This window comes from Leptolyngbya sp. PL-A3 (assembly GCF_039962325.1).
Taxonomy (GTDB): Bacteria; Cyanobacteriota; Cyanobacteriia; order Elainellales; family Elainellaceae; genus Vacuolonema.
Genome location: NZ_JAMPLB010000015.1, coordinates 98,869 through 125,191, shown reverse-complemented (window position 1 = coordinate 125,191; position 26,323 = coordinate 98,869). Strand labels below are relative to the sequence as shown.

The window sequence follows — 26,323 nt, the reverse complement described above, 5'->3', positions numbered from 1 at the left end:
CTAGTGTGGCGCTCTCTGCGCTTTGCACTTGCGATCGCATCCTATCATTCCTGACGGCTGCATCAACCCACTTTATATATAGAAGTCCTTTATTGCTGCTATCGTAAGAAACGGGTACATGACGTATCCAATTCTCGTATCAACGGCTGTCTAGCAAAAAACAAATTTTTAGTAGACAAGCACTTACCGTTCAGCTACACTGTTATATTGTCGCCAAACGGACTTCCGAACTTCTCGGGACGACTCCGAGACTTCGGTAGAAGGGTGATAAGTCCGTAAGGATACTGAGTGGGCGATCTGCTCAAGTCCTGGTGAAAAGCAGGCAGAGTTCGACCATCCGCTGTTACAGAGTCCTCAGAGTTAGGATTCTGTCTCGGTTTGCCTGAGGTTTTGCAGAGTTGCTCTGCGTCCATTTGTCCACTGGTTCGTTGGATAGATTGGTTTCGAGTTTGTTGGCAGACATTGTGCTGCTAGCATTTCATGAGCTGAATCGTCGGTTCAGCTTTTTTCGGTGTGTTGACTAAGGGAGACGTGTCACCGTGTCAGTCGGAATACTAGGCACCAAGCTGGGTATGACCCAGATTTTTGATGAGTCCGGAAAAGCGGTTCCGGTCACGATTGTGCAGGCTGGCCCCTGCCGGGTGACTCAGGTCAAGACCGTGGAAACAGATGGCTATTCTGCGATTCAGGTGGGCTTTGGCGCTGTAGCTCAAAAAGCTCTGAGCAAGCCCGAACTGGGGCATTTGGCTAAGTCCGAGTCTGAGCCCGTGCGGCACCTGCAAGAGTATCGCCTCGATGCTACAGGTGATTACACGCTGGGTCAGGAGATTAATGTTGAGATGTTTTCTCCCAATCAGGTGGTGGATGTCGTTGGCACCAGCATCGGTCGGGGCTTTGCAGGTTATCAAAAGCGCCACAACTTCAAGCGAGGTCCGATGGCTCACGGTTCTAAGAACCACCGCCTCCCCGGTTCGACGGGCGCTGGGACAACCCCCGGACGTGTTTATCCCGGTAAGCGGATGGCAGGTCGTTTGGGCGGTACTCGTACCACAGTTCGCAAGTTGACCATTGTGCGGGTAGATAGTGAGCGCAATCTGTTGCTCGTAAAAGGAGCAGTGCCGGGTAAGCCGGGTGCTCTGGTCAGTATTGTCCCCGCCAAAGTGGTTGGACGGTCGAAGTAAGGGTTGTTGAGCATTAGTCCTGAGGTGGCCGCTCCGTTGCCGCCGGTTTGGAGGGGTTAGGAATAAAGATCATGGTTGAATGCAAAGTCAAAAACTGGCAGGGTGAAGAGTCTGGAACCGCCACCCTTGACCTGAAAGTTGCTAAAGAAGAAAACGCTGCTCACATCGTGCACCGCGCCATGGTTCGCCAATTGGCCAATGCACGTCAGGGAAATGCCAGCACCAAGACCCGTGCTGAAGTCAGTGGGGGTGGCCGCAAGCCTTGGAGACAAAAGGGTACGGGTCGTGCTCGTGCCGGTTCGATTCGTTCTCCCCTGTGGCGGGGTGGCGGTGTCATCTTTGGCCCTAAGCCTCGGGATTACTCCGTCAAGATGAACCGCAAGGAGCGTCGTCTGGCTCTCCGTACCGCGTTTCAGGGTCGCTCTGAAGACATGATTGTGGTGCAGGACTTCACCTCTGAGCTGTCTCGTCCTAAGACCAAAGAGTTGACGACAGCTCTGTCCCGCTGGGGTGTCGAAAAGGACGAGAAGGTGTTGCTGATTGTCTCAGAACGGAGCGATACCGTTTATCTCTCCGCTCGTAACGTCGAAAACCTGCGTCTGATCTCGGCCAACAACTTGAATGTCTATGATTTGCTGGCGGCTGACCGCGTTGTCGTGACGGCCTCCGCTCTCGAAATGGTTAAGGAGGTGTACGGTGACGAAGCTTGATACCCGCGATCTGATTGATTTGGTGCGCCGTCCTCTCATCAACGAAAAGGCCACCATGCTACTGGAGCAGAACAAGTACATCTTTGAAGTTGCTCCTAAAGCCACCAAGCCTGAAATCAAAGCTGCGATTGAAGCACTCTTTGATGTGAAGGTAACCGATGTCAATACCCAAAACCCTCCTCGTAAGCAACGGCGGGTAGGTCGCTTCCAGGGGCATAAGCCAACCTATAAGCGTGCCATCATTACTTTGGCTGAGGGCAATTCCATCGGTCTCTTCCCCGAGGTTTAAGGCTTCGAGATTTGCGTTGATTGAGTATTTGTACATTTGATGGCGATCGCCGTTTGGAACCGTAACCGAGAGTAAATCATGGGTATTCGTTCTTACCGACCATATACACCGGCAACTCGCGAACGCTCAGTATCTGACTTCGCGGAGATTACGAAGTCTGAGCCTGAGAAGTCCCTGGTTGTTTCTATTCACCGGGTCAAGGGTCGCAATAATCGTGGGGTAATTACTACCCGTCACCGGGGCGGTGGCCACAAGCGGCTCTATCGCATCATTGATTTCCGCCGCGACAAGCGCAACATCCCCGCCAAAGTTGTTGCAGTTGAGTACGACCCCAACCGTAACGCCCGGATTGCCCTGCTCTTTTATCAGGATGGTGAGAAGCGTTATATCCTTCACCCCGCCAACTTGGCTATCGGCACCATTGTCACCGCTGGTCCTGATGCTCCCTTTGAAGTCGGTAATGCACTGCCTTTGGGCAACATGCCTCTGGGTACCCAGGTTCATAATGTTGAATTGGTTCCCGGTCGGGGTGGTCAAATTGTGCGCGCGGCGGGTACTTCCGCTCAAATTGTGGCGAAAGAGGGTAACTATGTAACCTTGCGTCTGCCTTCTACGGAAGTTCGCATGATTCGTAAGGATTGCTACGCCACAATCGGTCAGGTGGGCAACGCTGATGCTCGTAACATCAGCCTGGGTAAAGCGGGCCGTACCCGTTGGAAGGGCCGTCGTCCAGAAGTACGTGGTAGCGTAATGAACCCTGTGGATCACCCCCATGGTGGTGGTGAGGGACGGGCACCCATCGGTCGCTCTGGCCCTGTAACTCCCTGGGGTAAGCCAGCGCTGGGTATGAAGACCCGCAAGAAGAAAAAAGCTTCCAATTCCCTCATTGTTCGTCGCCGTCGTCGCGCATCGAAGCGGGGACGGGGTGGACGGGAGGCCTAAGGCTTCGGCTTCTCATTGTTCGCTCACGTTTAAGACTACGACCCTCAAGAATTCAAAATTTCAAGGTTTAGACCTATGGCTCGCTCTCTCAAGAAAGGCCCATTTGTTGCCGATCACCTGCTGAAAAAAGTCGAAGTGCTGAATGCCAAGAACGAAAAGCAGGTAATCAAGACCTGGTCTCGGGCCTCTACCATCCTGCCTCAAATGATTGGCCACACCATCGCTGTTCATAACGGTCGTCAGCATGTGCCAGTGTATGTGACAGAACAAATGGTGGGTCACAAGTTGGGCGAATTCGCCCCGACCCGTACTTTCCGGGGACACGCCAAGAGCGATAAAAAAGCACGCCGATAAGGGGATCTAGGAGAAAACGATGGCTGTCACAACCACTGGTAAAGATGTTAAGGCGATCGCCCGTTACATCCGCATGTCCCCGTTCAAAGTGCGGCGCGTGCTGGATCAAATTCGCGGTCGCTCCTACCGGGAAGCACTGATCATTCTGGAGTTCATGCCCTACCGTGCGTGCGAACCCATTCTGAAAGTGCTCCGTTCTGCGGTCGCCAATGCTGAGCACAACGAGGGTTATACCCCAGCAGATCTGGTGATCACTCAGGCTTATGCCGATATGGGTCCGGTGCTGAAGCGCTTCCGCCCTCGTGCTCAAGGTCGGGCTTACCAAATCCGCAAGCCGACTTGCCACATTACGATCGCTGTTGCACCTGCTGCTGACGACGAATAATGAGCCTCATTCATCACTCGCTATCTCTGACAATCAACTAGGGGACGCACCGTGGGACAGAAGATACATCCAGTTGGCTTTCGCCTTGGCATCACGCAAGAGCACCGCTCTCGCTGGTTTGCCGATTCCAATACCTATTCAAAACTGCTTCAGGAAGACCATGAAATCCGCAAGTTCTTCCAGAGCAACCCTCTAAAACTCAAGAGCCTGGAAAACCCCAGCATCTCTCAGATTCGGATTGAGCGCAAAGCCGATCAAGTGGATCTGGAAGTTCATACAGCCCGTCCCGGTGTGGTCGTAGGCCGTGGTGGTGAAGGGATTGAAAAGCTCCGTGAAGGGCTTCAAAAATCCCTGGGTAACAGCGAGCGTAAGATTCGTGTCAACGTGGTCGAAGTGCAGAAAGTTGACGCGGACGCTGCTCTGATTGCCGAGTATGTGCAGCAGCAGCTGGAGCGTCGGGTTTCCTTCCGTCGTGTGGTTCGTCAGGCAATTCAACGGGCACAGCGTGCTGGTGTTCAGGGAATCAAGATTCAGGTCAGCGGTCGTTTGAACGGTGCTGAAATTGCTCGGACGGAGTACACCCGCGAAGGTAAAGTACCTCTCCACACCCTGCGCGCGGATATTGATTATCACTATCGCACCGCTCAAACTATCTACGGAATTCTGGGGATTAAAGTTTGGGTCTTCAAGGGTGAAATTATCCCCGGTCAGGAAGACACGACTCAGTCTGCTCCCAGTACTCAACCCCGCCGCCGTCAGCAACAGCGCCGTCGTCAGCAGTTTGAAGACCGTTCCAACGAAGGTTAAGGCCCTGAATCCATTGGATATCGATCCCAAGTCAAGGTAGTGAGAGATGTTAAGTCCAAGAAGAACAAAATTTCGCAAACAACATCGGGGCCGGATGCGGGGACAGGCAACCCGTGGTAGTGACCTGAACTTCGGTGATTTTGCACTACAAGCATTAGAACCCTCCTGGATTACCTCCCGACAAATTGAAGCTAGTCGTCGTGCGATGACCCGTTACATTCGTCGGGGTGGAAAAATCTGGATTCGTATTTTCCCTGACAAGCCTGTTACTATGCGCCCTGCGGAAACCCGGATGGGTTCTGGTAAAGGTAACCCTGAGTTTTGGGTTGCTGTTGTAAAACCTGGTCGAATCTTGTTTGAGATCGGCGGGGTACCGGAAGCGACTGCACGGGAAGCGATGCGCTTAGCATCTTACAAGCTGCCGATTAAGACCAAGTTCATTACGCGTGAAGCGGAGGAGTCCTAAACAATGCCTCTTCCTAAGATTGCAGATATTCGAGATTTGAGCGATCAGGAACTGAGCGATCAGGTTCTGGAAGCTAAAAAGACACTGTTCGACTTGCGCTTCCAAAAGGCGACCCGTCGCCTTGAGAAACCCCACCTGTTCAAGCAAACGCGCCATCGTCTGGCCCAGTTGATGACGGTTGAGCGGGAGCGCCAGTTGGCAGCACAGGCCACTGAGTCAGGCAAGGAGTAAGGTGCAATGGCAGTAAAAGAGAGGGTTGGTGTCGTTGTCAGCGACAAAATGGACAAGACGGTTGTCGTAGCGGTCGAAAACCGAGCTCCTCACCCAAAATATCGCAAGATTATGGTGCGAACCAAGCGATATAAGGTGCATGACGAGGAAAATCAATGCAAATCGGGCGATCGCGTCCGTATTCGTGAAACCCGTCCCCTGAGCCGCACGAAGCGCTGGACGGTGGTTGATATTTTGACCCAAACCGCAGAATCCTAACGCAACACGAGGTGAACCGTGATTCAACAAGAAACTTACCTCAATGTGGCTGATAACAGCGGTGCCCGTAAGCTGATGTGCATTCGGGTTCTGGGTGGTAACCGCCGTTACGCCGGGGTCGGTGATGTCATCATCGCCGTTGTAAAAGATGCCCTGCCCAACATGGGTGTGAAGAAGTCTGATGTGGTTCGTGCTGTTGTCGTGCGCACCCGCAAAGGGCTCCGTCGAGATAGCGGTATGAGCATTCGCTTCGATGACAACGCCGCCGTTATCATCAATGCCGACGGTAACCCCAAAGGCACACGCGTATTCGGGCCAGTTGCTCGGGAACTGCGTGACAAGAACTTTACCAAGATCGTTTCACTGGCTCCGGAGGTGCTCTGATGTCCTTAGCGACTCCCAAGCGGAAATTCAAAATGCATGTCAAGAAGGGAGACACCGTTCAGGTCATCTCCGGTAAAGAGAAAGGCAAAATCGGCGAAGTTACCAAGGTTTATCCCGAAACGAGCAAAGTAGTCGTCCAGGGCGTAAATGTGAAAACCCGCCACGTCAAGCCTCAGCAAGAAGGCGAGTCAGGTCAGATTCAAACCTTTGAAGGGCCCATCCACAGCTCCAAAGTGATGCTGTACTCGACCAAGCAGAAGGTTGCCAGCCGGGTTTGTTACACCTTCAACTCTGAAGGTCGCAAAGTACGGATGCTGAAAAAGACTGGCGAAGTGCTCGATAAATAGACTTCAGTGGTTCTGACCAAGCCCAGAACCCTAACAGGAGACAGAGATGGCAAAGCTGAAAGAAACATATCAAGAGACGGTAGTGCCGAAACTGATGGAACAGTTTCAGTACACCAATATTCACCAGGTCCCCAAGGTTATCAAAATCACCGTAAACCGGGGTCTTGGAGAAGCGGCTCAGAACGCGAAGGCGCTGGAAGCTTCTCTTAATGAGATAGCTGTGATTACGGGTCAACGCCCTGTGGTGACTCGGGCAAAGAAGGCGATCGCCGGTTTCAAAATTCGCCAGGGAATGCCTGTTGGTATCATGGTCACCCTGCGTTCCGATCGCATGTATGCATTCTTGGATCGTCTGGTGAATCTGGTTCTGCCGCGTATTCGAGATTTCCGTGGTATTAGCCCCAAGAGCTTTGATGGTCGTGGTAACTACACCCTGGGGCTGCGGGAACAACTCATCTTCCCGGAAATCGAGTACGACAGCATTGACCAGATTCGAGGCATGGATATTTCCATCATCACCACCGCAACCACCGATGAGGAAGGTCGCGCGCTGCTCAAGGAACTGGGGATGCCCTTCCGCGATAACTGAGGCATTTCGACAAAGAGGAAACTATGGCGGTAAATGACACAATTGCAGATATGCTGACGCGCATTCGGAACGCGAATTTGGCGCGCCATCAGACAACTGAGATTCCCTCCACAAAGATGACGCGGAGTATTGCCCGTGTACTTCTGGAGGAAGGTTTCATTAGCGATATCAGTGAAACGGGCGAAGATCCCAAGAAGACCCTGGTTCTCTCGCTGAAGTACAAGGGCAAAGGTCGCCAGCCGATCATCAATCAGTTGCAGCGTGTCAGCAAGCCGGGTCTGCGGGTTTATTCGAACTCTCGAGAACTCCCCCGCGTCCTGGGCGGCATTGGCATCGCCATCCTCTCCACCTCGAAGGGCATCATGACAGATCGCGATGCTCGGCAGCAGAAGATTGGTGGCGAAGTCCTTTGTTACGTCTGGTAGTGCAGAGCCTCTGACTTCGGGTTCTGTTGGCTATAAATCATTACTTTGAACCGTTTAACGGTCTTTTCAGTAGGAGCAATGAGCAATGTCTCGGATTGGTAAACGTCCCATTAGCCTGCCACAGAAAGTCACTGTCGCTATTTCCGGGCAGGACATTACGGTAAAGGGACCAAAGGGTGAGCTCTCCCGCACATTACCGCCTGAGGTTGAAATCGTCCAGGAAGATGAAACTCTCCTGGTGAAGCGCCGGGATGATTCCCGCCCTGCCCGTGAGCGTCACGGTCTTTGCCGGACCCTCGTTGCCAACATGGTTGAAGGCGTTTCTCAGGGCTTTACGCGCCGCCTTGAAATTCAGGGAGTTGGTTACCGGGCTCAGGCTCAAGGTACTAACCTGACTCTGAACGTCGGGTATAGCAACCCCGTGCAAATTGCAGCGCCCAAAGGGATTCAATTTGCGGTGGAGAACAACACCAACATCATCGTCAGCGGCATCGATAAGGAAGAAGTGGGTAACATTTCTGCCAAGATCCGGGCGACCCGTCCTCCTGAGCCTTACAAAGGTAAGGGTATTCGGTATTCTGGCGAGTTTGTACGACGCAAGGCTGGTAAAGCAGGGAAGAAATAACGATGAAACTTTCGCGCAAGGAATCGGTACGTCGTCGCCACAAGCGAATTCGCCGCCAGGTTTTTGGAACTTCCGAACGTCCCAGACTCAGTGTTTTTCGTTCCAATCAGCATATTTATGTGCAGCTGATTGACGATACCCAGCATCGCACGCTGGTCTCTGCCTCTACATTGGAGCCAGAAGTTCGCGAAAAGCTGAGCACTGGGTCTAACTGTGAAGCTTCTACGGAAGTCGGTAAGTTAATTGCCCAGCGCTCGATCGCTCAAGGAATTCAACAGGTCGTATTCGATCGCGGTGGTAACCTCTACCATGGTCGTGTTCAGGCTCTGGCTGATGCCGCTCGGGAGGCGGGTCTGGAATTCTAAGGTGAACGCCCTCCATGTGGGGTCACCGCTTTCGATAATTTCAAAGGAGATCATCTCAAGGACTGGACCATGGCGAGAAAAGGCGGTCGGGTTAAAGAAAAAGAAACCGATTGGAAAGAGCGGGTTGTACAAATCCGCCGGGTAACCAAGGTCGTCAAGGGAGGTAAAAAACTGAGCTTCCGGGCGATCGTTATTGTGGGTAACGAGCGAGGGCAGGTTGGCGTTGGTGTTGGCAAAGCTAGCGACGTAATCGGCGCTGTGAAAAAAGGCGTTGCTGATGGCAAGAAGCACCTGATCGAGGTGCCTCTGACCAAAGCGAACTCGATCCCCCATCCCACCCAGGGTGACAGTGGCGGTGCACGGGTGTTCATGCGTCCCGCGGCTCCTGGTACTGGGGTAATTGCTGGGGGTGCAGTACGAACCGTGCTGGAACTGGCCGGAGTTAAGAATATTCTGGCGAAGCGTTTGGGCTCGGGTAACCCCTTGAACAATGCGCGTGCGGCAACGGAAGCGCTGTCTGTTCTGCGGACCTTTTCCGATGTTGCGGAAGAGCGTGGCGTTCCCCTTGAGCGTATTTATTCTTAATTCCTTGTAAGTTCTGCTTCTGGAATTGAGTTTATTCCCACGAGTTCTCTATTACCTCTAAAGCATTATGAGACTTGAAGATGTAGCCCCTAAAAAAGGCTCTAAAAAGCGCAAACGCCGTATCGGCCGGGGTATCGCGGCTGGCCAAGGGGCGAGCGGTGGTTTCGGGATGCGGGGTCAGAAGTCCCGTTCGGGCCGTCCTACCCGGCCTGGTTTTGAAGGGGGCCAAATGCCCCTGTACCGTCGATTACCCAAGTTAAAGCACTTCCCACTGGTCAATCGGATTCAGTACACCATTGTTAATGTAGAAGATCTGAAAGATCTTTCCGCTAACTCTGAGGTAACTCTGGCTTCTTTGTTGGAAGCAGGCATTCTGACCCAAGATGATGGTCCTTTGAAAGTGCTGGGTAATGGCGAATTGCCGGTGGCTTTGAATGTAAAGGCTGCTGCATTCACCTCTGGTGCCCGTACCAAAATCGAGGCTGCTGGCGGCACCTGTGAACTGCTAGATTAAACTGAAGAGGGGTGACTTAACCTTCACTTCTTGTTTCTTTTGCCCCAGGGAGGCGATCGCTGGGGCAATCATGATGGTCTGACAGCGAGGTTTTCTGAATGGTTCGAGATAAGACTCCAACGGCCCAGGAAACATTTATCCAAATGGCCCAGGCTGCTGGTTTGCGGCAGCGCTTGCTGGTCACCTTAGGAATGTTGATTCTGGTGCGCCTGGGCATTTTCATTCCAGTGCCGGGGATTGACCGGGCCGCATTTCAGGCCGGGATTGCCTCCGCGGGACTGTCAAATCTAATTGGTTTTCTGGACTACTTTACAGGTCGGGGTTTATCAACCCTGGGCATTTTTGCGTTAGGCATCGTGCCGTATATTAACGCGTCCATTATTATCCAGTTGCTTACAGCTGCGCTGCCCAGCTTGGAAAACCTTCAAAAAAATGAAGGCGAAGTTGGCCGCCGTAAGCTGGCTCAGATCACGCGGTACGTCACCCTTGGTTTGGCTTTGCTGCAGAGCACAGGTATCTCAATTCTGGTTAACAACTATGCATTGAGTCCTGGCCCTTGGTTCATTGCTCAAACAGCTTTAGCTCTAACGGCTGGTTCTCTTTTTGTAATGTGGGCTGGTGAACTGATTACAGAGCGTGGTGTAGGAAACGGCGCATCGTTGTTAATTTTCCTTAGCATCGTATCTGTTCTTCCTCGGGACTTAAACCTGACGATCCAACAAGCTCAGAGTGGCGATCGCAGCTTTGTTGCTGGCGTCATCATGTTAACTCTGGTTTTCCTGGTGATGATTGTTGGTATCGTCTTCGTTCAAGAAGGTCAGCGCCGGATTCCTATTATTTCGGCTCGTCGCCAGGTTGGGCGTCGGCTCTATCTGGAAAAGAGTAGTTACTTACCCCTCCGCCTGAACCAAGGCGGGGTAATGCCAATCATTTTTGCCTCGACTGTATTTCTGCTTCCAGTTTTCCTGAGCAATTTGCTGCCGGGTAACGGTGTTTTGATTGCGGTGTCTACCTATCTGCGTCCGGGTACCTGGTCTTATATTCTGGTTTATTTCTTACTCATTTTGTTCTTCAGCTATTTCTACGCTTCTATCATCGTGAACCCCGTTGATATGTCGCAGAACCTGAAGAAAATGGGAGCTAGTATTCCGGGTATTCGTCCAGGTAAAGCCACCAGCGACTACATTGAACGGGTTTTGAATCGTCTAACATTCCTGGGTGCTATTTTCTTGGGCCTGGTTGCGATTGTTCCAACTGCTGTTGAAGGGGCGACGCAGGTGCGTACTTTCCAGGGATTGGGTGCAACGTCACTGCTGATTCTGGTAGGTGTGGCAATTGACACGGCAAAGCAAATTCAGACCTACGTTATTTCTCAACGTTACGAAGGGATGGTCAAGCAATAGTGGTACGTCTAATCTTCTTGGGGCCGCCTGGTGCAGGCAAAGGCACACAGGCTAAAGTTCTGGCTGATCGGTGTTCAGTTCCCCACATCTCAACCGGTGATATTTTGCGGGGAGCTGTTTCCGCCGAGACGGAATTAGGCCTGAAGGCAAAAGGCTTCATGGACAGAGGGGAACTTGTTCCCGATGACCTGATTCTTGACCTCGTAGGAAGCCGTCTCGATAACGATGACGCAAAGTCTGGCTGGATCTTGGATGGTTTCCCCCGCAACGTATCTCAGGCTAAGTTCCTGGATGTCCTGTTGGAACAAATTAATCATCAGTATGACTGTGTGGTTAATCTGGATGTGCCTGACGACATCATCGTTACGCGCCTTCTAGAACGTGGGCGTTCTGATGATAATGAAGAGGTGATTCGTCATCGTTTGTCGGTATACCGCGAACAAACTTCCCCCCTCATTGATTTTTATCGGGAACGCCAGCTTCTGGTTTCTGTGGATGGCAATCAACCGATTGATGATGTTTCAGCAGCCTTAGAACAAATTGTGGCAGCGTGATTGATGATTCGGATTTGCAAATCCCAGCCAGGAAGCTTGATTTTTATGTCACAACCTGATCTATGAGAGATTTGCTACGCTTAAGAATGGAGCATTTGTAAAAACTTATAGCTTCATTCTTAGGTGTCCGGATTTTCTAGTTTCGCTTAACTATTTTGTTGTTGAACATCCTTAGGAGGATATTGGTTTGTCTAAGCAGGACTTGATTGAGATGGAAGGAACGGTCACCGATTCCCTTCCTAACGCTATGTTCCGAGTTGATTTGGATAATGGCTTCAATGTGCTAGCCCACATCTCTGGGAAGATTCGTCGGAACTACATCAAAATCTTGCCAGGCGATCGCGTCAAAGTGGAGCTAACACCCTACGACCTTACAAAGGGACGCATTACCTATCGCCTGCGTAAGAAGTAATTCAGTATCGGGGCGATGATGAGCCGATGTTTAGGAAAGCTTTAGATATTCCTTGACAAAGGCGCTTCTGAGTTGATACTATGTTGAGTTTGTAATAGCTAGGTATTTTAGGATGAAAGTCCGGGCATCCGTCAAGAAAATCTGCGATAAATGCAGTGTCATCCGCCGTCATGGCAAAGTAATGGTGATTTGTTCTAATCCCAAGCATAAGCAGCGTCAGGGTTAATTGCCAAGTTTCTGGAGAGATTGCTCGTCAGAACGTTGGTTGGGTAACGAAATCAGGTTGAAGAGTGGGTTATTTAGGAGCATAGAGCGTGGCACGAATTGCCGGAGTGGACCTACCGCGCGATAAGCGGATTGAGATTGGTCTGACCTATATCTATGGAATTGGCTTGACGCGGTCCAAGCAAATCTTGGCCTCTACGGGTGTCAATCCCGATATCCGTGTCAAAGATCTGAATGATTCGGATGTGGCATCCCTGCGTGAAGCTGTTGAGACGAATTTCGAAGTTGAAGGGGATCTGCGTCGTCTTGAAGCGCTCAATATTAAGCGCTTGATGGACATTGGCACCTACCGTGGTCGGCGCCACCGGATGGGACTCCCTGTTCGTGGGCAACGTACCCGCACTAATGCACGGACACGTCGAGGCGCTCGTCGCACCGTTGCTGGTAAGAAGAAGGCTCCTGGTAAGAAGTAGGGAGTACGCCATTCGAGGTTGTGACGGCTCGTCTGGCCTCGATTTTTGGCGTTTACTTCTAGCCAGGTCAGTCGTTCTTAAATTAGAACCCGCCTTCCCTGGATCCGTAGCACTACATCGTTGATCTCAAAAGTAAGTTGGACTATTAAACATGGCGCGGCAGACTGGAAAAAAGACTGGACCGAAGAAGCAAAAGAAAAATGTTCCCAGCGGGGTTGCTCATATCCAGTCAACTTTCAATAACACCATCGTCACTATTACTGATGTAAATGGTGAAGCGATTTCCTGGGCCTCAGCGGGTTCAAGCGGCTTTAAAGGTGCCAAAAAAGGAACCCCTTATGCGGCTCAAACGGCGGCAGATAATGCTGCGCGTCGGGCAATGGATCAAGGCATGCGACAACTGGAAGTTATGGTAAGCGGTCCTGGCTCTGGCCGGGAAACTGCCATCCGGGCACTTCAAGCTTCGGGTCTGGAAATTACTCTGATTCGTGACGTTACACCCATTCCCCACAACGGTTGCCGCCCTCCCAAGCGTCGTCGCGTTTAGTCTGGGCAATTTCTGGCCCTGCTAGCCAGATTGGAAATTGTTGATAGGCAGAAACAATCATTTGGCAAGGCATGGGTTTTGTTCCTGACGAATTGCCAGTTCTAGAGAATTGCCTCAGAGAGCTGGAATGATCTGAAGCCAAGGAGAAGGGAGGCTGGTATGGCACAGTTCAAGGTTGAGTGCATTGAAACAGATTCAGAAAATGAACATGGCGTCTATAGTCGCTTTGTTCTGGAACCCTTAGAACGGGGCCAAGGGATCACCGTTGGTAACGCCTTGCGTCGGGTTTTGCTGTCGAACCTGGAAGGAGCCGCTGTAACTGCTGTACGGCTCGCGGGGGTAACCCACGAATTTATGACCGTGCCGGGTGTGAAGGAGGATGTCTTGGACATTCTCTTGAACATGAAAGAAGTGGTTCTCAAGAGCTATACCTCTCATCCTCAGATTGGTCGGTTGCGGGTAGAAGGTCCGGCAGTCGTTACAGCCGCTGACTTCGATTTACCTTCGGAAGTGGCCGTAATTGATGAAGACCACTATATTGCTACGGTATCGGCAGGCTCTGTCCTGGAGATGGAATTCCGGGTTGAGAAAGGGGTAGGTTATCGGGCGATTGAGCGGGGTCGTGATGATACCTCTGCTCTCGATTTTCTTCAGATTGATGCAATTTTCATGCCGGTTCGTAAGGTGAACTACACCATTGAGGATGCTCGGGTAGGTGGTTCACTAGAGCGTGATCGCTTGATTATGGAGATCTGGACAAATGGTAGCTTGACTCCTCAAGATGCCTTGAGCCAAGCTGCTGCAATCCTAGTGGATCTCTTTAATCCCTTGAAGGACATCACCATTGAGGATCTGAAGAGTATCTTCCCTGAAGAGGAAGATCCCCATAGCCAGATTCCGATTGAAGAACTCAATCTGTCTGTTCGTGCTTATAACTGCTTGAAGCGCGCTCAGATCAATACGGTGGCTGACCTCTTGGACTTCAGCGAAGAAGATCTGCTTGAGATAAAGAATTTCGGGCAGAAGTCTGCAGAAGAGGTAATTGAAGCGTTGCAAACCCGTTTGGGAATTACCTTGCCTCGTGAGAAGTCTGCTAAGCCAACCCCGTAGGTTTGTTTCAGTCTTGAGTCTATCGAGCAAGTCTCTCACGCTTGCAATGTCTTGAGTGTCGTTTTATTCCTGACCGTAGAGAGTAGAGTTATGCGTCATCGGTGTCGTGTCCCCCAATTAGGCAAGCCAGCGGATCAGCGGCGCGCTCTCCTCAGAGCGTTAACCACAGAGTTGATTCGCTATGGCCGCATCACCACCACTAAAGTACGGGCCAAAGCGGTTCGTTCTGAAGCGGATCGGATGATTACTCTGGCTAAGGATGGGTCTCTGGCTGCCCGTCGTCAAGCGATGGGTTTTATTTACGACAAGCAACTGGTTCATGCGCTGTTTGAGCAGGCTCAAGAGCGTTATGGCAATCGTAATGGTGGCTATACCCGTGTGGTACGCACGGTAAGCCGTCGTGGTGATAATGCCGAAATGGCCATTATCGAATTGACCTGATCGGATTCCTCCTGTTAACCATGACCGTTATCGTGCCCAGCTCATCTGATCCCTCTGACGCGGCTCCCGTATCGATAACATCGACGCGGGTAGTTCTGGTGATTCAATATCTGGGCACGGACTACCATGGTTGGCAGCGTCAGGCGAATCATCGCAGTGTTCAGGAAGTGATAGAAAGTGTGATCCGGGATGTGGTGGGTTATCCCGTGGTTGTGCATGCAGCTGGCCGAACGGATGCTGGTGTTCACGCAGCGGCTCAGGTAGCACACTTCGATGTGGTAACTCGTATTCCTCCCCATCGCTGGGCGGATATCCTTAACCATCGTCTTCCTGACGGCATTGTGATTCGTGGTTCGGCGGCAGTGCCCTCCAGTTGGCATGCCCGGTTCTCGGCATTGTGGCGGCGCTACCGCTACACCCTGTATACAGACCCTCGCCCGAATCTGTTTGTCCGTCCCTTCTCCTGGCATTATTACTATGCTCCCCTGGATACAGTACGGATGCAGGCTGCCTTATCCCCCTTAGTTGGGCGGCATCATTTGGCGGCATTCCATCGGGCTGGTTCTCGTCGTGCTCATTCATGGGTCGATGTACATGAGGCTGAATGCATTCAGCGTGGGCCTTTTGTTCAGATCGAGATTCAGGCCAGTGGCTTTCTGTATGGAATGGTACGGTTATTGGTCGGGATGCTGGTGGAAGTAGGTCGAGGCGTGCGATCGCCTGACGACTTTACGCGCCTTTGGCAGGAGCAACGGCGTAATGAGGTACAATACGCTGCTCCTCCCCAGGGGTTGTGCCTGTTGCGGATTGGGTATGAAGACGATTTTCCCTTTTCCCGCAGTCTCTGGTTTGATAGCCAGCCTCAGTTCCTTTTGCCTTCAATGTTCGATTCCGGTTCAGTGGATTCTCAGGCCATTCCCGTCTTGGGATAGTGCTCTTTTCCTATCCTTACAATTTTGTTTCCATTAACGCTGTCATGACTAAGACCTACCTCCCAACGCAAGAAACAGCTGACCGCAAATGGTATGTGGTTGATGCTGAAGGCCAACGCCTGGGCCGTTTGGCTTCCGAAGTTGCTTCCATCCTGCGGGGCAAGAATAAGCCAATTTTTACTCCTCACCTGGATGCTGGAGATTTCGTCATTGTGATCAATGCCGAAAAGATTGAAGTGACGGGGCGCAAACGTACTCAGAAGCTCTACCGTCGCCACTCCGGTCGTCCCGGTGGGATGAAGGTAGAAACCTTTGACAAGCTACAGGCTCGGATTCCTGAGCGGATCATTGAGACTGCTGTGAAAGGTATGCTGCCCAAGAATTCTTTGGGTCGCCAACAGTTTACCAAGCTGAAGGTATACGCAGGTACTGAGCATCCCCATCAGGCTCAACAACCTGAAGTTCTGACTATTCAAACCATTCCTGGAGGTAAGTAATGCAAGCTACTGAGAAATCGGGTCGTGCAGTTTATTGGGGAACGGGTCGCCGCAAGACTGCCGTTGCTCGAGTTCGTCTAGTGCCAGGTTCTGGCAAATTGACGATCAACGGTAAGCCTGGAGAAGAGTATCTTCAGTTCAACCCCTCCTACCTTGTAGCTGCTAAGGCTCCTTTAGAAGCTCTGGGCCTGGAAAATGAGTATGACATTCTGGTTAATGCTCACGGTGGTGGTTTGACTGGGCAAGCAGATTCCATCCGTATGGGTGTGGCTCGTGCGTTGTGCGAACTGGATCCTGAGAACCGTAAGCCCCTTAAAGTTGAAGGTTATCTGCGTCGGGATGCTCGCGCTAAAGAGCGTAAGAAGTACGGTTTGCATAAAGCTCGTAAGGCACCTCAGTACTCCAAGCGTTAATTCTTGGTTGCTACCTTGATTTAGGCAATGGGCTTTTTATCCCAATTGTCTAGAATAGTAATAATGACATTTTGCAGTTGAGACAAACCTATGGCGAAGCCTGGTATTCATCCGGAGTGGTATCCCGAAGCTAAGGTCTATTGCAACGGAGAAGTTGTAGCGATTGTAGGCTCTACAAAGCCTGAGCTACACGTTGACGTGTGGTCTGGTAACCACCCTTTCTACACTGGAACTCAGAAGATTATTGATACCGAAGGTCGTGTGGAACGCTTCTTGCGGAAGTACGGTATGACCGATACGCGGCAGGGTGCAGCCGACTCTGGGAAAGCAGACAACTAGCGGATAGAGTGATTCATCTGGTTATCCCATTGGGGTAGCCAGATGTGTTGTCTCTGTCCGTTTTTGTTTTTTACCTGGTAAAGTTCCATGGCGGAAGCCTACCTGCTTAATAAGTTGAAGTCCGTTGAACAGACCTTTGATGAACTGACGCGACGCTTGGCTGATCCTGACATTGCGAAGGATCCGGGTGAGTTTCAGAGAGTGGCGAAGGCTCGCTCCTCCCTAGAAGAGACGGTCGCAACCTATGGAGATTGGAAAAAAGCGCAGTCTGATTTAGCCGAAGCCCGCCAAGTCCTTAAGGAGGCAGGTGGTGATGATGAGCTGCGGGAGATGGCTGCTCTGGAGATTGAGGAGCTGGACACCCGTATTGAGGAACTGGAGCAACGGCTGAAGATTCTGTTGCTGCCTCGTGACCCCAACGATGATAAGAACATCATGTTGGAAATCCGGGCGGGTGCTGGTGGTGATGAAGCCGGCATCTGGGCGGGTGATTTGTTGCGGATGTACTCGCGCTATGCAGAGACGCAGGGGTGGCGAGTCAAGATGGTGAGTGAGTCTCCGGCAGATATGGGAGGCTTTAAGGAAGCCATTTTAGAAATTCAGGGCGGTCAGGTCTACAGCAAACTGAAGTACGAAGCTGGGGTCCACCGAGTCCAGCGGGTGCCTGCTACGGAGGCGGGTGGCCGAGTCCATACTTCGACTGCAACAGTGGCGGTGATGCCCGAAGTGGATGATGTGGAAATTGAGATTGACCCGAAAGATATTGAGCTAAAGACAGCTCGATCTGGCGGTGCTGGTGGTCAGAACGTAAACAAGGTGGAGACGGCCGTAGATTTGCTGCACAAGCCTACTGGGATTCGTGTGTTCTGCACAGAGGAGCGATCGCAGCTCCAGAACCGTGAGCGGGCTATGCAAATCTTGCGGGCGAAGCTTTATGAGATTAAGTTGCGGGAGCAGCAGGAAGAAGTATCTTCTAGGCGGCGATCGCAAGTGGGTTCCGGCGAACGTTCTGAGAAAATCCGCACTTACAACTACAAGGACAATCGGGTGACGGACCATCGTCTGGGGCAGAACTTCTCCCTAGCGCCTGCTTTGGAAGGGGATATTGAAACCATGATTCAGTCCTGTATTACTCAGGATCAGCAGGAGCGATTGGAGGAACTGGCCGCTTCGACTACAGTTTCGATTTAATATTGACTCCCTTGAATTTGCATAAAAATAAGCGTGCTAGGAATTGTCCAGCACGCTTATTTTTATGCAAAATTTTTAGAGTGCCCTTAAAGATATAGGCATATAGCAATGTGCAAGTGCGTTAAGTGCAGCAACGGTGATGTGGGGCACGAAGTGCCCCACATCACCGTACTTAACCAACGTGCACAGCGCTATAGGTAACCGGATTAGTAGGGTAAGAGGGATATGGTAGTACTGTATCTGGTTACTTGAGCATAAAAATCGCAGCAATTAAAATTGCTGCGATCGCCCCTAACATCGTGTTGATAATATTGACCATCTCATTCGTTAACCATCGATATCTGGATTGAAGAGTAGCTCCAATAAGGCTTTCCAGGTTAGTGGCGATAAATGCTGCGATGACAGAAGTGAGAATATGGATAGGGGGAATGATGCCTAAGGCCCAGGCCACTGTGGCGATCGCTGCTCCACCTACCAAGCCTGCCAGCGTTCCTTCCAAACTGACTGCCCCTTCCGTTCCAGGTGGCACCGGACTCAGGTTTGTGATGAGGAATGTACGCTTACCATAAGCTTTACCCACTTCACTGGCGGACGTGTCTGCTAACTTGGTGCTGAGACTTGCTACATATCCCAAAACTAAGAGCTGCGCAATGGGAGGCTCCATGCCGGGACTGCTAAAGAGATAAGCTCCTAAAGCACAGAGGGCTCCCGTCAGGGCCGAGCCCCACACGTTCTCCGGCCCACGAACACCTGAGCGCTTTTCAGCGATCCCTGCTGCTTCCTTACGAGCCATGCCCAGCCGTGTTACCAATGTTCCTACCAGGAAGTAGAACAGCATAACGCTGTATCCCCTCCAGCCCAAAGTACCCCAAATGATCACCCCCAGGAACCAAGCATGGATTAGTCCAGCCGGTGTAAGAAGTTTTTTGGGAGAAAACCAGGCGATCGCCAGCAGCACCGTATTGAGGGCAATTGCCACCAACCAGGGCATTAACGTTTCCATGCCGAAAAATCTCTATGAAGTACAAAAGCGCACAGGCTGAGTAACACGCCCTATGGTAGAAAGCAGATTAATCATTTTGCCTTCACCTGACCTTTACGTTAACACCTCTCGCTTTTTTCTTCGTCTCTTCATGTGCTCTGACTATGCAACCTACGATTTTTCATCTGGCTTTTCCGATTAACAACATTGCTAAAGCTAAACAATTCTATGTATTAGGCCTGGGATGCCAAGTGGGACGTGAAAACTCCCACTCCATCATCCTCAACCTCCGGGGGCATCAGATTGTTGGCCACATGACCAAAGATCCTCTAACCCCGCAACGAGGAATTTATCCCCGCCACTTTGGCCTAATTTTTACTGTTGAAGAAGACTGGGAAGCACTATTAGAGCGATCTCAGCAACAGAACCTAACCTTTTACGAAACCTCTAAGGAACGATTCGTCGGCTCGCCCCTGGAGCACCGAACCTTTTTCCTGGAAGACCCATTTCACAACTTGCTGGAATTCAAGTTCTACCGCTACCCAGCCGCTATTTTTGGAGAGGCCGAGTTTGCTCAAGTGGGCGATCGCACGCACGCATAAGCTCTACTGGAACGACTCATTGCATGGGTGAAGCGAACGCCGAATCCAATGGCTTCAATGCAAAACTGTTTGAGGAAATAAGCTATTGAGCTGAGTGGATGGCAGTCAGATCAGATCCAGCGGTCGCTGCTGTATGTCTGGAACTGAAACCGGCGTCACTGAGGGCAATAGCCACCTGATTCATCACCCGCAGGTCCGTGACCATCCAGGCATGCGCGGCTACATTGACTACAACTTCATTCCCAACAGGCAGCTGAGAACTTTGGGGTGGCAGGATCATGGCATCTAATGGTGTCCAGATCGAAGTGACGTTGATGCAACCTAATGTCTCAGCTACATCTTGGTTCAGATCGTTGAGGAACGCAGAGTCAGGCCGCATCTGGCTGGCTCCACGATTCCAACGCAGGTAAGCGGTCCAGGTTCCCTGATTGGGGGAGGCGATCGTCACAAAACGCTCTACTCGCTGATGTCCTCCTAACCGTTGCAAATAGTAACGGCTGATAATGCCTCCCATGCTAAACCCCACTAAATCGAACGGCTGATCAGGAGTAAAGGTACAGTTCACATAGTTTGCAACCTGTTGCGCCAGTACCTCAAGACCATAGGTTCCATCGTTGGGTATTAGGTCAAGACTGTGTGTTTGCCAGCCTCGTGCTTCAAGGTAAGGAGCCATGGTCGAAAACAAAGTAGCGGTATCATCAATGCCATGGATCAGGAGGACGGGATTTCGAGTCTGCATAGAGAGTATTTGTGGGAAGTTTTTCCTAAAATATTGGATGAGTTTGCCAGTTACTCTTAAGCGTGGGCCGCTTTATCAAATGTCCAGTGCTATAAATCCCATATCTTGAGGTAAGTGAACAGTGGAATAAGCGAACAGAACATTGCTCCTGAAAGGCTTGATTTTATAAGTCAAAAGCATTCGAAATAAAAAATTTCTAGCAAACTTTAGTGAATCCGAACTCCTCAAGAATTTATTTGGCTTCTCATTTCTGTTAAGAAGGAATAGAACACAATTTTCTCGAATGAAGCTTTAAAAAAAGTTGCTTAATAATAAACAAGTTTGAGCAATCTTCCATTAAATCTTTACTTATCTATAAGACTCTTAAATCCTCAGGAATTTCCCTGATTCTTCCATACACATTTTTATCAGATACTAGGTTAGTGTTCTACGAGAACAGGCAAATTCACGGTCGTTCCTGCTAGCACGGATTACTAAGCTAGGTCTATCTATTGCTCTCACCCCCGTAAGAGAATGAGGATATGCAATGCTGTACCTTACCCCTCTTCCTGACGGTACACTTGCTCGCTACCCTTAACAGGTGTAATGCCATTCAGAACTTGGGTAACCTTACCTTGGCACGACCGCTCAGGATTTACTGCCACTATGCCTTCCCCTGTAGACTCTCAATCAAGTCCCACTGTAATGGCAACCCTACCTGAACAGGATGCTCGCGTGTCTTATTCCAATTCCATTGTGGGTGCTGCCATTTTTGATTTGAGTGGTTTACCCAAGGAGTACTTCACTACGAGCGAAAGTAGTGATGTGAGTTGGGTACAGACAATCTTTCAAGCTTTGGGCTTACAATCGCTCCTCATTTCCTCCCTTCGTTTAGAAGGGTTTCGGCACGCTGTTATCCATGGTCAAGACTATCTAGCAGTTGTAGTGCGGCAACGGGTTCGATACATGGCCCTTCTGGTGCGGAAGGAGGAACTGCAAGTAATCTCTGAGGGTTTCCTGGCCTGGTCTCTAGATTTTGAACCCTCTATTCTCCGCACACACCCTCGGTTTAGTGCTGTATAAGTAACTCAAACTGATATTTGAGCTGCAATGTGTCCTTCTGGAAATGGGAACATCTCGTAGCCTAATGATTTGAGTTCTTATAGAAGCTCGCACATCAAGTTCAGTTCAGTGCATTTTCGTTGAAGGTGAAGGAGAGTGGCGTGGTAGAGCACTGCCTTTCTCCTTTTTTTGTATGAGCCTTGCTTATAGCCTTTATATAGGCTATTCAACGATCGCTACATTTCTCTTAGGGAGAATGCACCTGTTCTAAGTCTTTTGGATTCAAAGTTTGTGTCGAGACGTGACCTACACCATTAGAAGAGGGTGGGGATGTTTCCCTACCCTCTTCTAATGGAAGCTGCTGGCGATCGCTATATCTTCTTAATTCTGCTCTTGTAACAGAACCATATAACGATTTGGTCCTCGGTTCGCTTGGCTTCTGAGCTCAGAGGGCAAATCTTCCATAGGAACCATCATAAAGTCCAGGTTTCTATAAAATTCGACAGTTCTGCGAGGAGATTGCACATAGATAGGGGTTCGCTCTTCTCGGGAAAGCCTACGAACTAAGGAGGAGCCAATTTTCTGTCTACGAAAATCAGGAGCAACGTATAACGTTTCTAGAAGAGAATAGCCTCGCTTCTGACGAATATCTGCTCGGGCAATAATTTTACCTTGGCGCTTTGCAACCCAAGTTTGCATATCGCTGGGCTGACTTGGAAAGAAACCCCATAAGCGACCCAGATTGTACGTGGTTCCGGCAATACCAATGAGCCAAAATGGAACCATGGCGACGGTCAGTAATAGCAGATCCTTTAAGCCACTGAAGGCGATCGCAACCATATTTCCAACGATTGGAATTAACAGAAAGACCGAGCTCAGCAGAAGCCCCTGGCCAATCAAACTCCTGATATCACGTCGGGTTGCGCGGTCAATCCAGTAGGTGAGTGCCATAATCAGGTGTTCTCTCACAGCCTACTTATCATGCCCAATTCTGTGCACTATTTCACACTAAAGAGAGATGACAATACTATCTTGGTGCTAAATAAACTTGCTCTATTCTTTCCAAAGCATTATACAAACCTTATTTGCATAGCTACTGCAGTATGGGGAGTGCCTTAAGATCTCTCATTTTTTAGGCTTTGTATCGATAGAAGCTATGAGTTTTATGTTTTGAGTCTAAGAAACTATTTGAAAGAGTATTGAAGAGCTTGGCATATTGTTCTGGAATGTACAGAGCATAAGCTTTTTAGTGGTTTTTAAGAGTTAAAGTGAAACGGTAACTTCTCCATTTGGAGAAAGATAAATTAAGGTCAATGCTGCTCAATTAGATACGAGTTTTGCTACCACTTCTTCCATCAATCCAAATCTCCGAGCTGCTGCAATGTAAGAGCAGTAGATGAAGGGACTCAAGCTTGATTTTGTAATAGCCTTTATGGTGGAGCAGCCGGCATAAACCTCATGCCTTATGGTTGAAATAGTGGCTCTTTTGTAAAAACGCCGAGTTATGAAAGATATCCTGTTACAGCGACGGCAGAAACTGGCGGAACGGGTTGCGTTCCCCGTAGTGCTGTGGTCAGGGCTAAGTGTATCCCGTAACTATCCGGCCAATACCTATCCCTTCCGGGCCAGTAGCCATTTCTTATACTTTGTAGGAATGCCTTTGGCTAATGCTGCTGTTCGGATGGAACAGGGACGTCTGGAGTTGTTCATGGACAATCCGACTCCAGCAGATATTTTGTGGCATGGGCCGATGCCAACGCGATCGCAAATTGCTGAGACTATCGGAGCCGATGCGGCCTATCCTTTAGAGCAGCTCCCTTCCAATGTCGCAGGTGCAGCAAGTGTAGCTGTGCAGGATGCTGCTACCCGCCATACACAAACCCATCTCTTACAGCGGGAGTTAACTCCTGCTCATCAATCTCAAGGGGTTGATCGGGAACTGGCCTTAGCCCTGGTTCAACTACGGCTCTGCCATGACGAATTAGCTGTAACAGAAATGCGTCGGGCGGCTGCGATCACAGTGGAAGCTCACAAAGCAGGTATGGTCAGCACCGCTTGTGCCAAGCGTGAAGCCCAGGTGCGAGCTGCTATTGAGGCGGTGATGACTGCTCATGAAGCAGTTCCAGCCTACACGAGTATTGTTTCTGTGCATGGGGAGGTACTCCACAACGATCGCTCTCCCCACCCTTTACAGGCTGGTGACCTGATGCTTGTTGATGCAGGGGCCGAGACCAACACCGGATGGGCTTCTGATGTAACTCGTACCTGGCCCGTCTCGGGCCACTTTTCCCCTACACAGCGCGACATATACGACCTGGTGCTTGCTGCCCATGATCGCTGCATTGCCCAAATCCGCCCGGGTGTGGAGTATCAAGACCTACATCTACTGGGTGCTCTAACCATAGCCGAAGGCCTAGTCGATCTTGGCATCTTACGCGGCAATCCCTCCAGCCTGGTGGAGCAGGATGCCCATGCTCTCTTCTTCCCTCATGGTTTAGGGCACTTGTTGGGTCTGGATGTCCATGACATGGAGGACTTCGGAGATCTGGCAGGATATGCTCCTGGGCGCAAACGGAGCGATCGCTTTGGCCTTGGTTACTTACGCCTCAACCGCCCCCTCCAGCAGGGTATGGCCGTTACGATTGAACCAGGCTTTTACCAAGTTAGTGCTATTTTGGAGGACCCTGAGCGGCGCGATCGCTACCATGAGGTCGTGAACTGGGAGCGCCTGTCTACCTTCTCGGACGTTCGTGGCATCCGTATTGAAGACGATGTTCTCGTCACAGAAACAGGGCACGATGTACTGACCGATGCTTTGCCTACCGATGCCCACGCCATCGAAGCGCTGGTGCAAAGTGGAGCCTGAAATAACCTCAGTTCAGGATAAGCTGAAGTGCTCATTTTGGCGTGCGCTTTGCGCACGCCAAAATGAGCGTTTTCGAGTGCTGCGCAACGCGCGGCACTCGAAAACGCCCTTAACCCGAACTCAGGTTATCAAAAGTGCTGAACAAGCCTCATAACGAAAAGGGCTGGCATTTGCCAGCCCTACATAATATTCGAGGTTACAAACAAGACCGGTCTACTGTTATTACAGCGCCATATCTGTTGGATTAACATCCACCGGACGGCTAACAACGGGAATTGATGTAGTTGATGCATTCAGCATCGGAGTCTTTGCTACGGAACCATCTGCCAGGGTAAAGAGTGGATTGGATAGAATTCCTGCTAAAGACGTAAAAATCAGAGCAATCACAATGGTGATTTGCAAAGGCCGCATCCCTGTCAAGTTCCAGCGGATTGGTGGGTAGTTCTTAACGGCTTCGGACATTTCATCCGGTTCTTTCACCACCATCATCTTCACCACACGGATGTAGTAGTAGATAGAAACCACGCTGGTAATTAGACCCACTAGGACGAGACCATAGGCACCCGATTGCCAACCCGCCCAGAACAGGTACAGCTTTCCAAAGAAACCAGCCAGGGGAGGAATACCCCCCAGAGATAGTAGACAGAGGCTCAGTGCCAAAGTCAACAGAGGGTCTTTCTGATAAAGGCCGCTGTACTCATTAATTTCATCTGTTCCAGTTCGCAGACTGAACAGAATCACACAAGCAAAGCCGCCCAGGTTCATGAACAGGTACACCAGCAGGTAGAACACCATGCTGGAGTAGCCAGCCTCGGTTCCCAGCACCAATCCAATCATTACGAATCCGGCCTGGGCAATTGAGGAGTAGGCCAACAGACGTTTCATGCTGGTTTGAGCCAGTGCCACCACATTCCCCAACACCATGCTGAGGATAGCCAGCGCCGTCAATACAAAATGCCATTGTTCCGCAACCAGCGGGAAGGCGTTTACCAACAGCCGGATCGCCAGAGCAAAACCTGCCGCTTTAGAACCTACAGATAAGAAAGCTACTACTGGGGTAGGAGACCCTTCGTAAACGTCAGGAGTCCACTGATGGAAAGGCACTGCTGCGATTTTAAAGGCGATCCCAGCAATTACAAAAACTAGCGCGACTACTAGACCCAGAGAATCTTGGACGCCGTTCTCAACAATGCTGGCCGTAATAGAGCTCAGACGGGTTTCACCACCAGACAAGCCATACAGCAAGGAGATACCGTACAGGAAGATCGCCGAGCTGGCAGCACCAATCAACAAATACTTCAGGGCTGCCTCATTCGAGCGGGGATCTCGCTTCATGTAGCCCGTCAGTAAATAGGAGGAGATACTGAGAGTCTCCAGTGAAACGAAGACCATCACCAACTCATCGGCTCCCGAGAGGAACATGCCGCCGATAGTGGCCGTAAGCAGAATCGTGATGAATTCCGCAAGGGAGGTGCCAGATTGTTCGACGTAACGAATCGACATGGGGATGGTGACTGCCGCAGAGAGCGCCACGATTCCCCGGAAAACTACGCTGATAGCATCGCCGTTGAAACTGCCCAGGAAGGAGATGGGGGCGGTGGTATCCCACTGATAGTAGAGGGAACCGACCGCTGCCAAAAGGCCGGCGATCGCCACATAGGGCGTCCATTTCGTCGAACTGCGACCAACAATTAAATCACCCACAAGGGTCACCATCAGAGTAATGATGACGATGCCCTCGGGCAGGATAGCTCCTGCGTTGAGTTGGGCTGAAAGGTTTGCGAAATCCATACAGGTTGCGGGATCAAACGGGTGAGCACAGAATTAGGCAGTTGAGGAAGACGGATCAGACGTATTATCTGAGAACCCAGACCAGAACTCCGACAGATCAGGTCAGAATCGAGCTGGCACCGTGTCCTTGTCCCCTCGTCTCACAACGGCAATACCGTCACAAGTGCATCATACCTTGCTATATCGGTAGAAAAGGGGTTTTGAATTGTGATGAACTTTTGTTATTCACATACGTTCCATAAGGACATGTCTATTATGGAAAAAACAATCGCCGTGTTGTTGCACTCTGGCACGATTCATGGCTAGGT

Annotated in this window: 38 protein-coding genes; 34 read left to right on the top strand and 4 right to left on the bottom strand. The window is 50.7% G+C overall.

Annotated features, from left to right (window positions below):
• Positions 1–539 precede the first annotated feature (539 nt).
• From rplC to prfA, 31 genes are all read left to right on the top strand, one after another.
• A complete protein-coding gene (gene rplC / locus NDI52_RS13785; RefSeq protein WP_190770985.1) occupies positions 540–1,181 on the top strand; it encodes a 50S ribosomal protein L3 in 642 nt (213 codons plus the stop codon).
• A 71-nt stretch (positions 1,182–1,252) separates the two neighbouring features.
• Complete coding sequence (gene rplD, locus NDI52_RS13780; protein ID WP_190770986.1) at positions 1,253–1,891, top strand: 50S ribosomal protein L4; 639 nt, start codon at positions 1,253–1,255, stop codon at positions 1,889–1,891.
• Positions 1,878–2,180: a 50S ribosomal protein L23 gene (locus NDI52_RS13775; RefSeq protein WP_190770987.1), complete on the top strand. Its 303-nt coding sequence runs from the start codon at positions 1,878–1,880 to the stop codon at positions 2,178–2,180. The genes rplD and NDI52_RS13775 overlap by 14 nt, the downstream gene beginning before the upstream one ends.
• Before the next feature lie 78 nt (positions 2,181–2,258).
• A complete protein-coding gene (gene rplB, locus NDI52_RS13770) occupies positions 2,259–3,122 on the top strand; it encodes a 50S ribosomal protein L2 (RefSeq protein ID WP_190770988.1) in 864 nt (287 codons plus the stop codon).
• A 75-nt stretch (positions 3,123–3,197) separates the two neighbouring features.
• Positions 3,198–3,476, top strand: a complete 279-nt coding sequence (rpsS, locus tag NDI52_RS13765) for a 30S ribosomal protein S19 (RefSeq protein ID WP_190770989.1) — start codon at positions 3,198–3,200, stop codon at positions 3,474–3,476.
• Positions 3,477–3,495: 19 nt separating this feature from the next.
• The gene (gene rplV / locus NDI52_RS13760; protein WP_190770990.1) at positions 3,496–3,861 is read left to right on the top strand and encodes a 50S ribosomal protein L22; all 366 of its coding nucleotides are present in this window, start codon (positions 3,496–3,498) and stop codon (positions 3,859–3,861) included.
• A 51-nt stretch (positions 3,862–3,912) separates the two neighbouring features.
• Positions 3,913–4,668 carry a 30S ribosomal protein S3 gene (gene rpsC / locus NDI52_RS13755; RefSeq protein WP_190770991.1) on the top strand — a complete coding sequence of 252 codons (756 nt, stop codon included), beginning with the start codon at positions 3,913–3,915 and terminating at the stop codon, positions 4,666–4,668.
• A gap of 46 nt (positions 4,669–4,714) precedes the next feature.
• Entirely contained in the window at positions 4,715–5,134 is a 420-nt protein-coding gene (rplP, locus tag NDI52_RS13750) for a 50S ribosomal protein L16 (protein ID WP_190770992.1), read from the top strand.
• Positions 5,135–5,137: 3 nt separating this feature from the next.
• Positions 5,138–5,365, top strand: coding sequence for a 50S ribosomal protein L29 (gene rpmC / locus NDI52_RS13745; protein ID WP_190770993.1), 228 nt, complete (start codon positions 5,138–5,140; stop codon positions 5,363–5,365).
• Between the two features lie 6 nt (positions 5,366–5,371).
• On the top strand, positions 5,372–5,623 hold the full coding sequence (rpsQ, locus tag NDI52_RS13740; protein WP_190770994.1) for a 30S ribosomal protein S17: 252 nt from the start codon (positions 5,372–5,374) through the stop codon (positions 5,621–5,623).
• 18 nt (positions 5,624–5,641) lie between these two features.
• A complete protein-coding gene (gene rplN / locus NDI52_RS13735; RefSeq protein WP_190770995.1) occupies positions 5,642–6,007 on the top strand; it encodes a 50S ribosomal protein L14 in 366 nt (121 codons plus the stop codon).
• Positions 6,007–6,354: a 50S ribosomal protein L24 gene (rplX, locus tag NDI52_RS13730; protein ID WP_190770996.1), complete on the top strand. Its 348-nt coding sequence runs from the start codon at positions 6,007–6,009 to the stop codon at positions 6,352–6,354. The genes rplN and rplX overlap by 1 nt, the downstream gene beginning before the upstream one ends.
• A gap of 46 nt (positions 6,355–6,400) precedes the next feature.
• Positions 6,401–6,943 (top strand): 50S ribosomal protein L5, encoded by a 543-nt coding sequence (gene rplE / locus NDI52_RS13725; RefSeq protein ID WP_190770997.1) that lies wholly within the window; start codon positions 6,401–6,403, stop codon positions 6,941–6,943.
• Between the two features lie 23 nt (positions 6,944–6,966).
• Positions 6,967–7,368 carry a 30S ribosomal protein S8 gene (gene rpsH, locus NDI52_RS13720; RefSeq protein ID WP_190770998.1) on the top strand — a complete coding sequence of 134 codons (402 nt, stop codon included), beginning with the start codon at positions 6,967–6,969 and terminating at the stop codon, positions 7,366–7,368.
• Between the two features lie 85 nt (positions 7,369–7,453).
• A complete protein-coding gene (gene rplF / locus NDI52_RS13715; protein ID WP_190770999.1) occupies positions 7,454–7,993 on the top strand; it encodes a 50S ribosomal protein L6 in 540 nt (179 codons plus the stop codon).
• Between the two features lie 2 nt (positions 7,994–7,995).
• The gene (rplR, locus tag NDI52_RS13710; RefSeq protein ID WP_190771000.1) at positions 7,996–8,358 is read left to right on the top strand and encodes a 50S ribosomal protein L18; all 363 of its coding nucleotides are present in this window, start codon (positions 7,996–7,998) and stop codon (positions 8,356–8,358) included.
• Between the two features lie 69 nt (positions 8,359–8,427).
• A complete protein-coding gene (rpsE, locus tag NDI52_RS13705) occupies positions 8,428–8,943 on the top strand; it encodes a 30S ribosomal protein S5 (RefSeq protein WP_190771001.1) in 516 nt (171 codons plus the stop codon).
• A 67-nt stretch (positions 8,944–9,010) separates the two neighbouring features.
• Positions 9,011–9,457 carry a 50S ribosomal protein L15 gene (gene rplO, locus NDI52_RS13700; protein WP_190771002.1) on the top strand — a complete coding sequence of 149 codons (447 nt, stop codon included), beginning with the start codon at positions 9,011–9,013 and terminating at the stop codon, positions 9,455–9,457.
• A gap of 98 nt (positions 9,458–9,555) precedes the next feature.
• Positions 9,556–10,860 carry a preprotein translocase subunit SecY gene (gene secY, locus NDI52_RS13695; protein WP_190771003.1) on the top strand — a complete coding sequence of 435 codons (1,305 nt, stop codon included), beginning with the start codon at positions 9,556–9,558 and terminating at the stop codon, positions 10,858–10,860.
• Positions 10,860–11,414, top strand: coding sequence for an adenylate kinase (locus tag NDI52_RS13690; RefSeq protein WP_190771004.1), 555 nt, complete (start codon positions 10,860–10,862; stop codon positions 11,412–11,414). The genes secY and NDI52_RS13690 overlap by 1 nt, the downstream gene beginning before the upstream one ends.
• Before the next feature lie 187 nt (positions 11,415–11,601).
• Positions 11,602–11,826 carry a translation initiation factor IF-1 gene (infA, locus tag NDI52_RS13685; RefSeq protein WP_036002386.1) on the top strand — a complete coding sequence of 75 codons (225 nt, stop codon included), beginning with the start codon at positions 11,602–11,604 and terminating at the stop codon, positions 11,824–11,826.
• A 112-nt stretch (positions 11,827–11,938) separates the two neighbouring features.
• Entirely contained in the window at positions 11,939–12,052 is a 114-nt protein-coding gene (gene rpmJ / locus NDI52_RS13680) for a 50S ribosomal protein L36 (RefSeq protein WP_190771005.1), read from the top strand.
• 88 nt (positions 12,053–12,140) lie between these two features.
• Positions 12,141–12,524, top strand: a complete 384-nt coding sequence (gene rpsM / locus NDI52_RS13675) for a 30S ribosomal protein S13 (RefSeq protein ID WP_190771006.1) — start codon at positions 12,141–12,143, stop codon at positions 12,522–12,524.
• Between the two features lie 151 nt (positions 12,525–12,675).
• Positions 12,676–13,071, top strand: a complete 396-nt coding sequence (gene rpsK, locus NDI52_RS13670) for a 30S ribosomal protein S11 (RefSeq protein WP_190771007.1) — start codon at positions 12,676–12,678, stop codon at positions 13,069–13,071.
• Positions 13,072–13,230: 159 nt separating this feature from the next.
• On the top strand, positions 13,231–14,181 hold the full coding sequence (locus NDI52_RS13665; protein ID WP_190771008.1) for a DNA-directed RNA polymerase subunit alpha: 951 nt from the start codon (positions 13,231–13,233) through the stop codon (positions 14,179–14,181).
• Positions 14,182–14,271: 90 nt separating this feature from the next.
• Entirely contained in the window at positions 14,272–14,622 is a 351-nt protein-coding gene (rplQ, locus tag NDI52_RS13660) for a 50S ribosomal protein L17 (protein WP_190771009.1), read from the top strand.
• Between the two features lie 20 nt (positions 14,623–14,642).
• Positions 14,643–15,554: a tRNA pseudouridine(38-40) synthase TruA gene (gene truA / locus NDI52_RS13655; RefSeq protein WP_190771010.1), complete on the top strand. Its 912-nt coding sequence runs from the start codon at positions 14,643–14,645 to the stop codon at positions 15,552–15,554.
• A gap of 44 nt (positions 15,555–15,598) precedes the next feature.
• Positions 15,599–16,051: a 50S ribosomal protein L13 gene (gene rplM, locus NDI52_RS13650; RefSeq protein ID WP_190771011.1), complete on the top strand. Its 453-nt coding sequence runs from the start codon at positions 15,599–15,601 to the stop codon at positions 16,049–16,051.
• Complete coding sequence (rpsI, locus tag NDI52_RS13645) at positions 16,051–16,464, top strand: 30S ribosomal protein S9 (RefSeq protein ID WP_190771012.1); 414 nt, start codon at positions 16,051–16,053, stop codon at positions 16,462–16,464. The genes rplM and rpsI overlap by 1 nt, the downstream gene beginning before the upstream one ends.
• A 90-nt stretch (positions 16,465–16,554) precedes the next feature.
• Entirely contained in the window at positions 16,555–16,803 is a 249-nt protein-coding gene (gene rpmE / locus NDI52_RS13640; protein WP_190771013.1) for a 50S ribosomal protein L31, read from the top strand.
• Positions 16,804–16,890: 87 nt separating this feature from the next.
• On the top strand, positions 16,891–17,994 hold the full coding sequence (gene prfA / locus NDI52_RS13635) for a peptide chain release factor 1 (RefSeq protein ID WP_190771014.1): 1,104 nt from the start codon (positions 16,891–16,893) through the stop codon (positions 17,992–17,994).
• Positions 17,995–18,238: 244 nt separating this feature from the next.
• Here the strand turns inward: prfA and NDI52_RS13630 are convergent, their stop codons facing one another.
• Entirely contained in the window at positions 18,239–18,997 is a 759-nt protein-coding gene (locus NDI52_RS13630) for a TIGR00297 family protein (RefSeq protein WP_190771015.1), read from the bottom strand.
• 143 nt (positions 18,998–19,140) lie between these two features.
• Between NDI52_RS13630 and NDI52_RS13625 the strand changes: the two genes are divergently transcribed.
• Positions 19,141–19,578, top strand: coding sequence for a VOC family protein (locus tag NDI52_RS13625; RefSeq protein ID WP_190771016.1), 438 nt, complete (start codon positions 19,141–19,143; stop codon positions 19,576–19,578).
• An 82-nt stretch (positions 19,579–19,660) separates the two neighbouring features.
• Here the strand turns inward: NDI52_RS13625 and NDI52_RS13620 are convergent, their stop codons facing one another.
• Entirely contained in the window at positions 19,661–20,317 is a 657-nt protein-coding gene (locus NDI52_RS13620; RefSeq protein ID WP_190789222.1) for an alpha/beta fold hydrolase, read from the bottom strand.
• Positions 20,318–20,962: 645 nt separating this feature from the next.
• Here NDI52_RS13620 and NDI52_RS13615 point away from each other — a divergent pair.
• Positions 20,963–21,379 carry a hypothetical protein gene (locus NDI52_RS13615; RefSeq protein WP_242035609.1) on the top strand — a complete coding sequence of 139 codons (417 nt, stop codon included), beginning with the start codon at positions 20,963–20,965 and terminating at the stop codon, positions 21,377–21,379.
• Between the two features lie 360 nt (positions 21,380–21,739).
• Here NDI52_RS13615 and NDI52_RS13610 read toward each other — a convergent pair whose 3' ends face one another.
• Positions 21,740–22,309, bottom strand: a complete 570-nt coding sequence (locus tag NDI52_RS13610) for a GNAT family N-acetyltransferase (RefSeq protein ID WP_190771018.1) — start codon at positions 22,307–22,309, stop codon at positions 21,740–21,742.
• Between the two features lie 553 nt (positions 22,310–22,862).
• On the opposite strand from NDI52_RS13610, the gene NDI52_RS13605 reads away from it, so the two are divergent.
• A complete protein-coding gene (locus NDI52_RS13605) occupies positions 22,863–24,224 on the top strand; it encodes an aminopeptidase P family protein (protein ID WP_190771019.1) in 1,362 nt (453 codons plus the stop codon).
• A 222-nt stretch (positions 24,225–24,446) separates the two neighbouring features.
• Here NDI52_RS13605 and NDI52_RS13600 read toward each other — a convergent pair whose 3' ends face one another.
• Complete coding sequence (locus NDI52_RS13600) at positions 24,447–26,015, bottom strand: NAD(P)H-quinone oxidoreductase subunit N (protein ID WP_190771020.1); 1,569 nt, start codon at positions 26,013–26,015, stop codon at positions 24,447–24,449.
• Between the last annotated feature and the right edge of the window lie 308 nt (positions 26,016–26,323).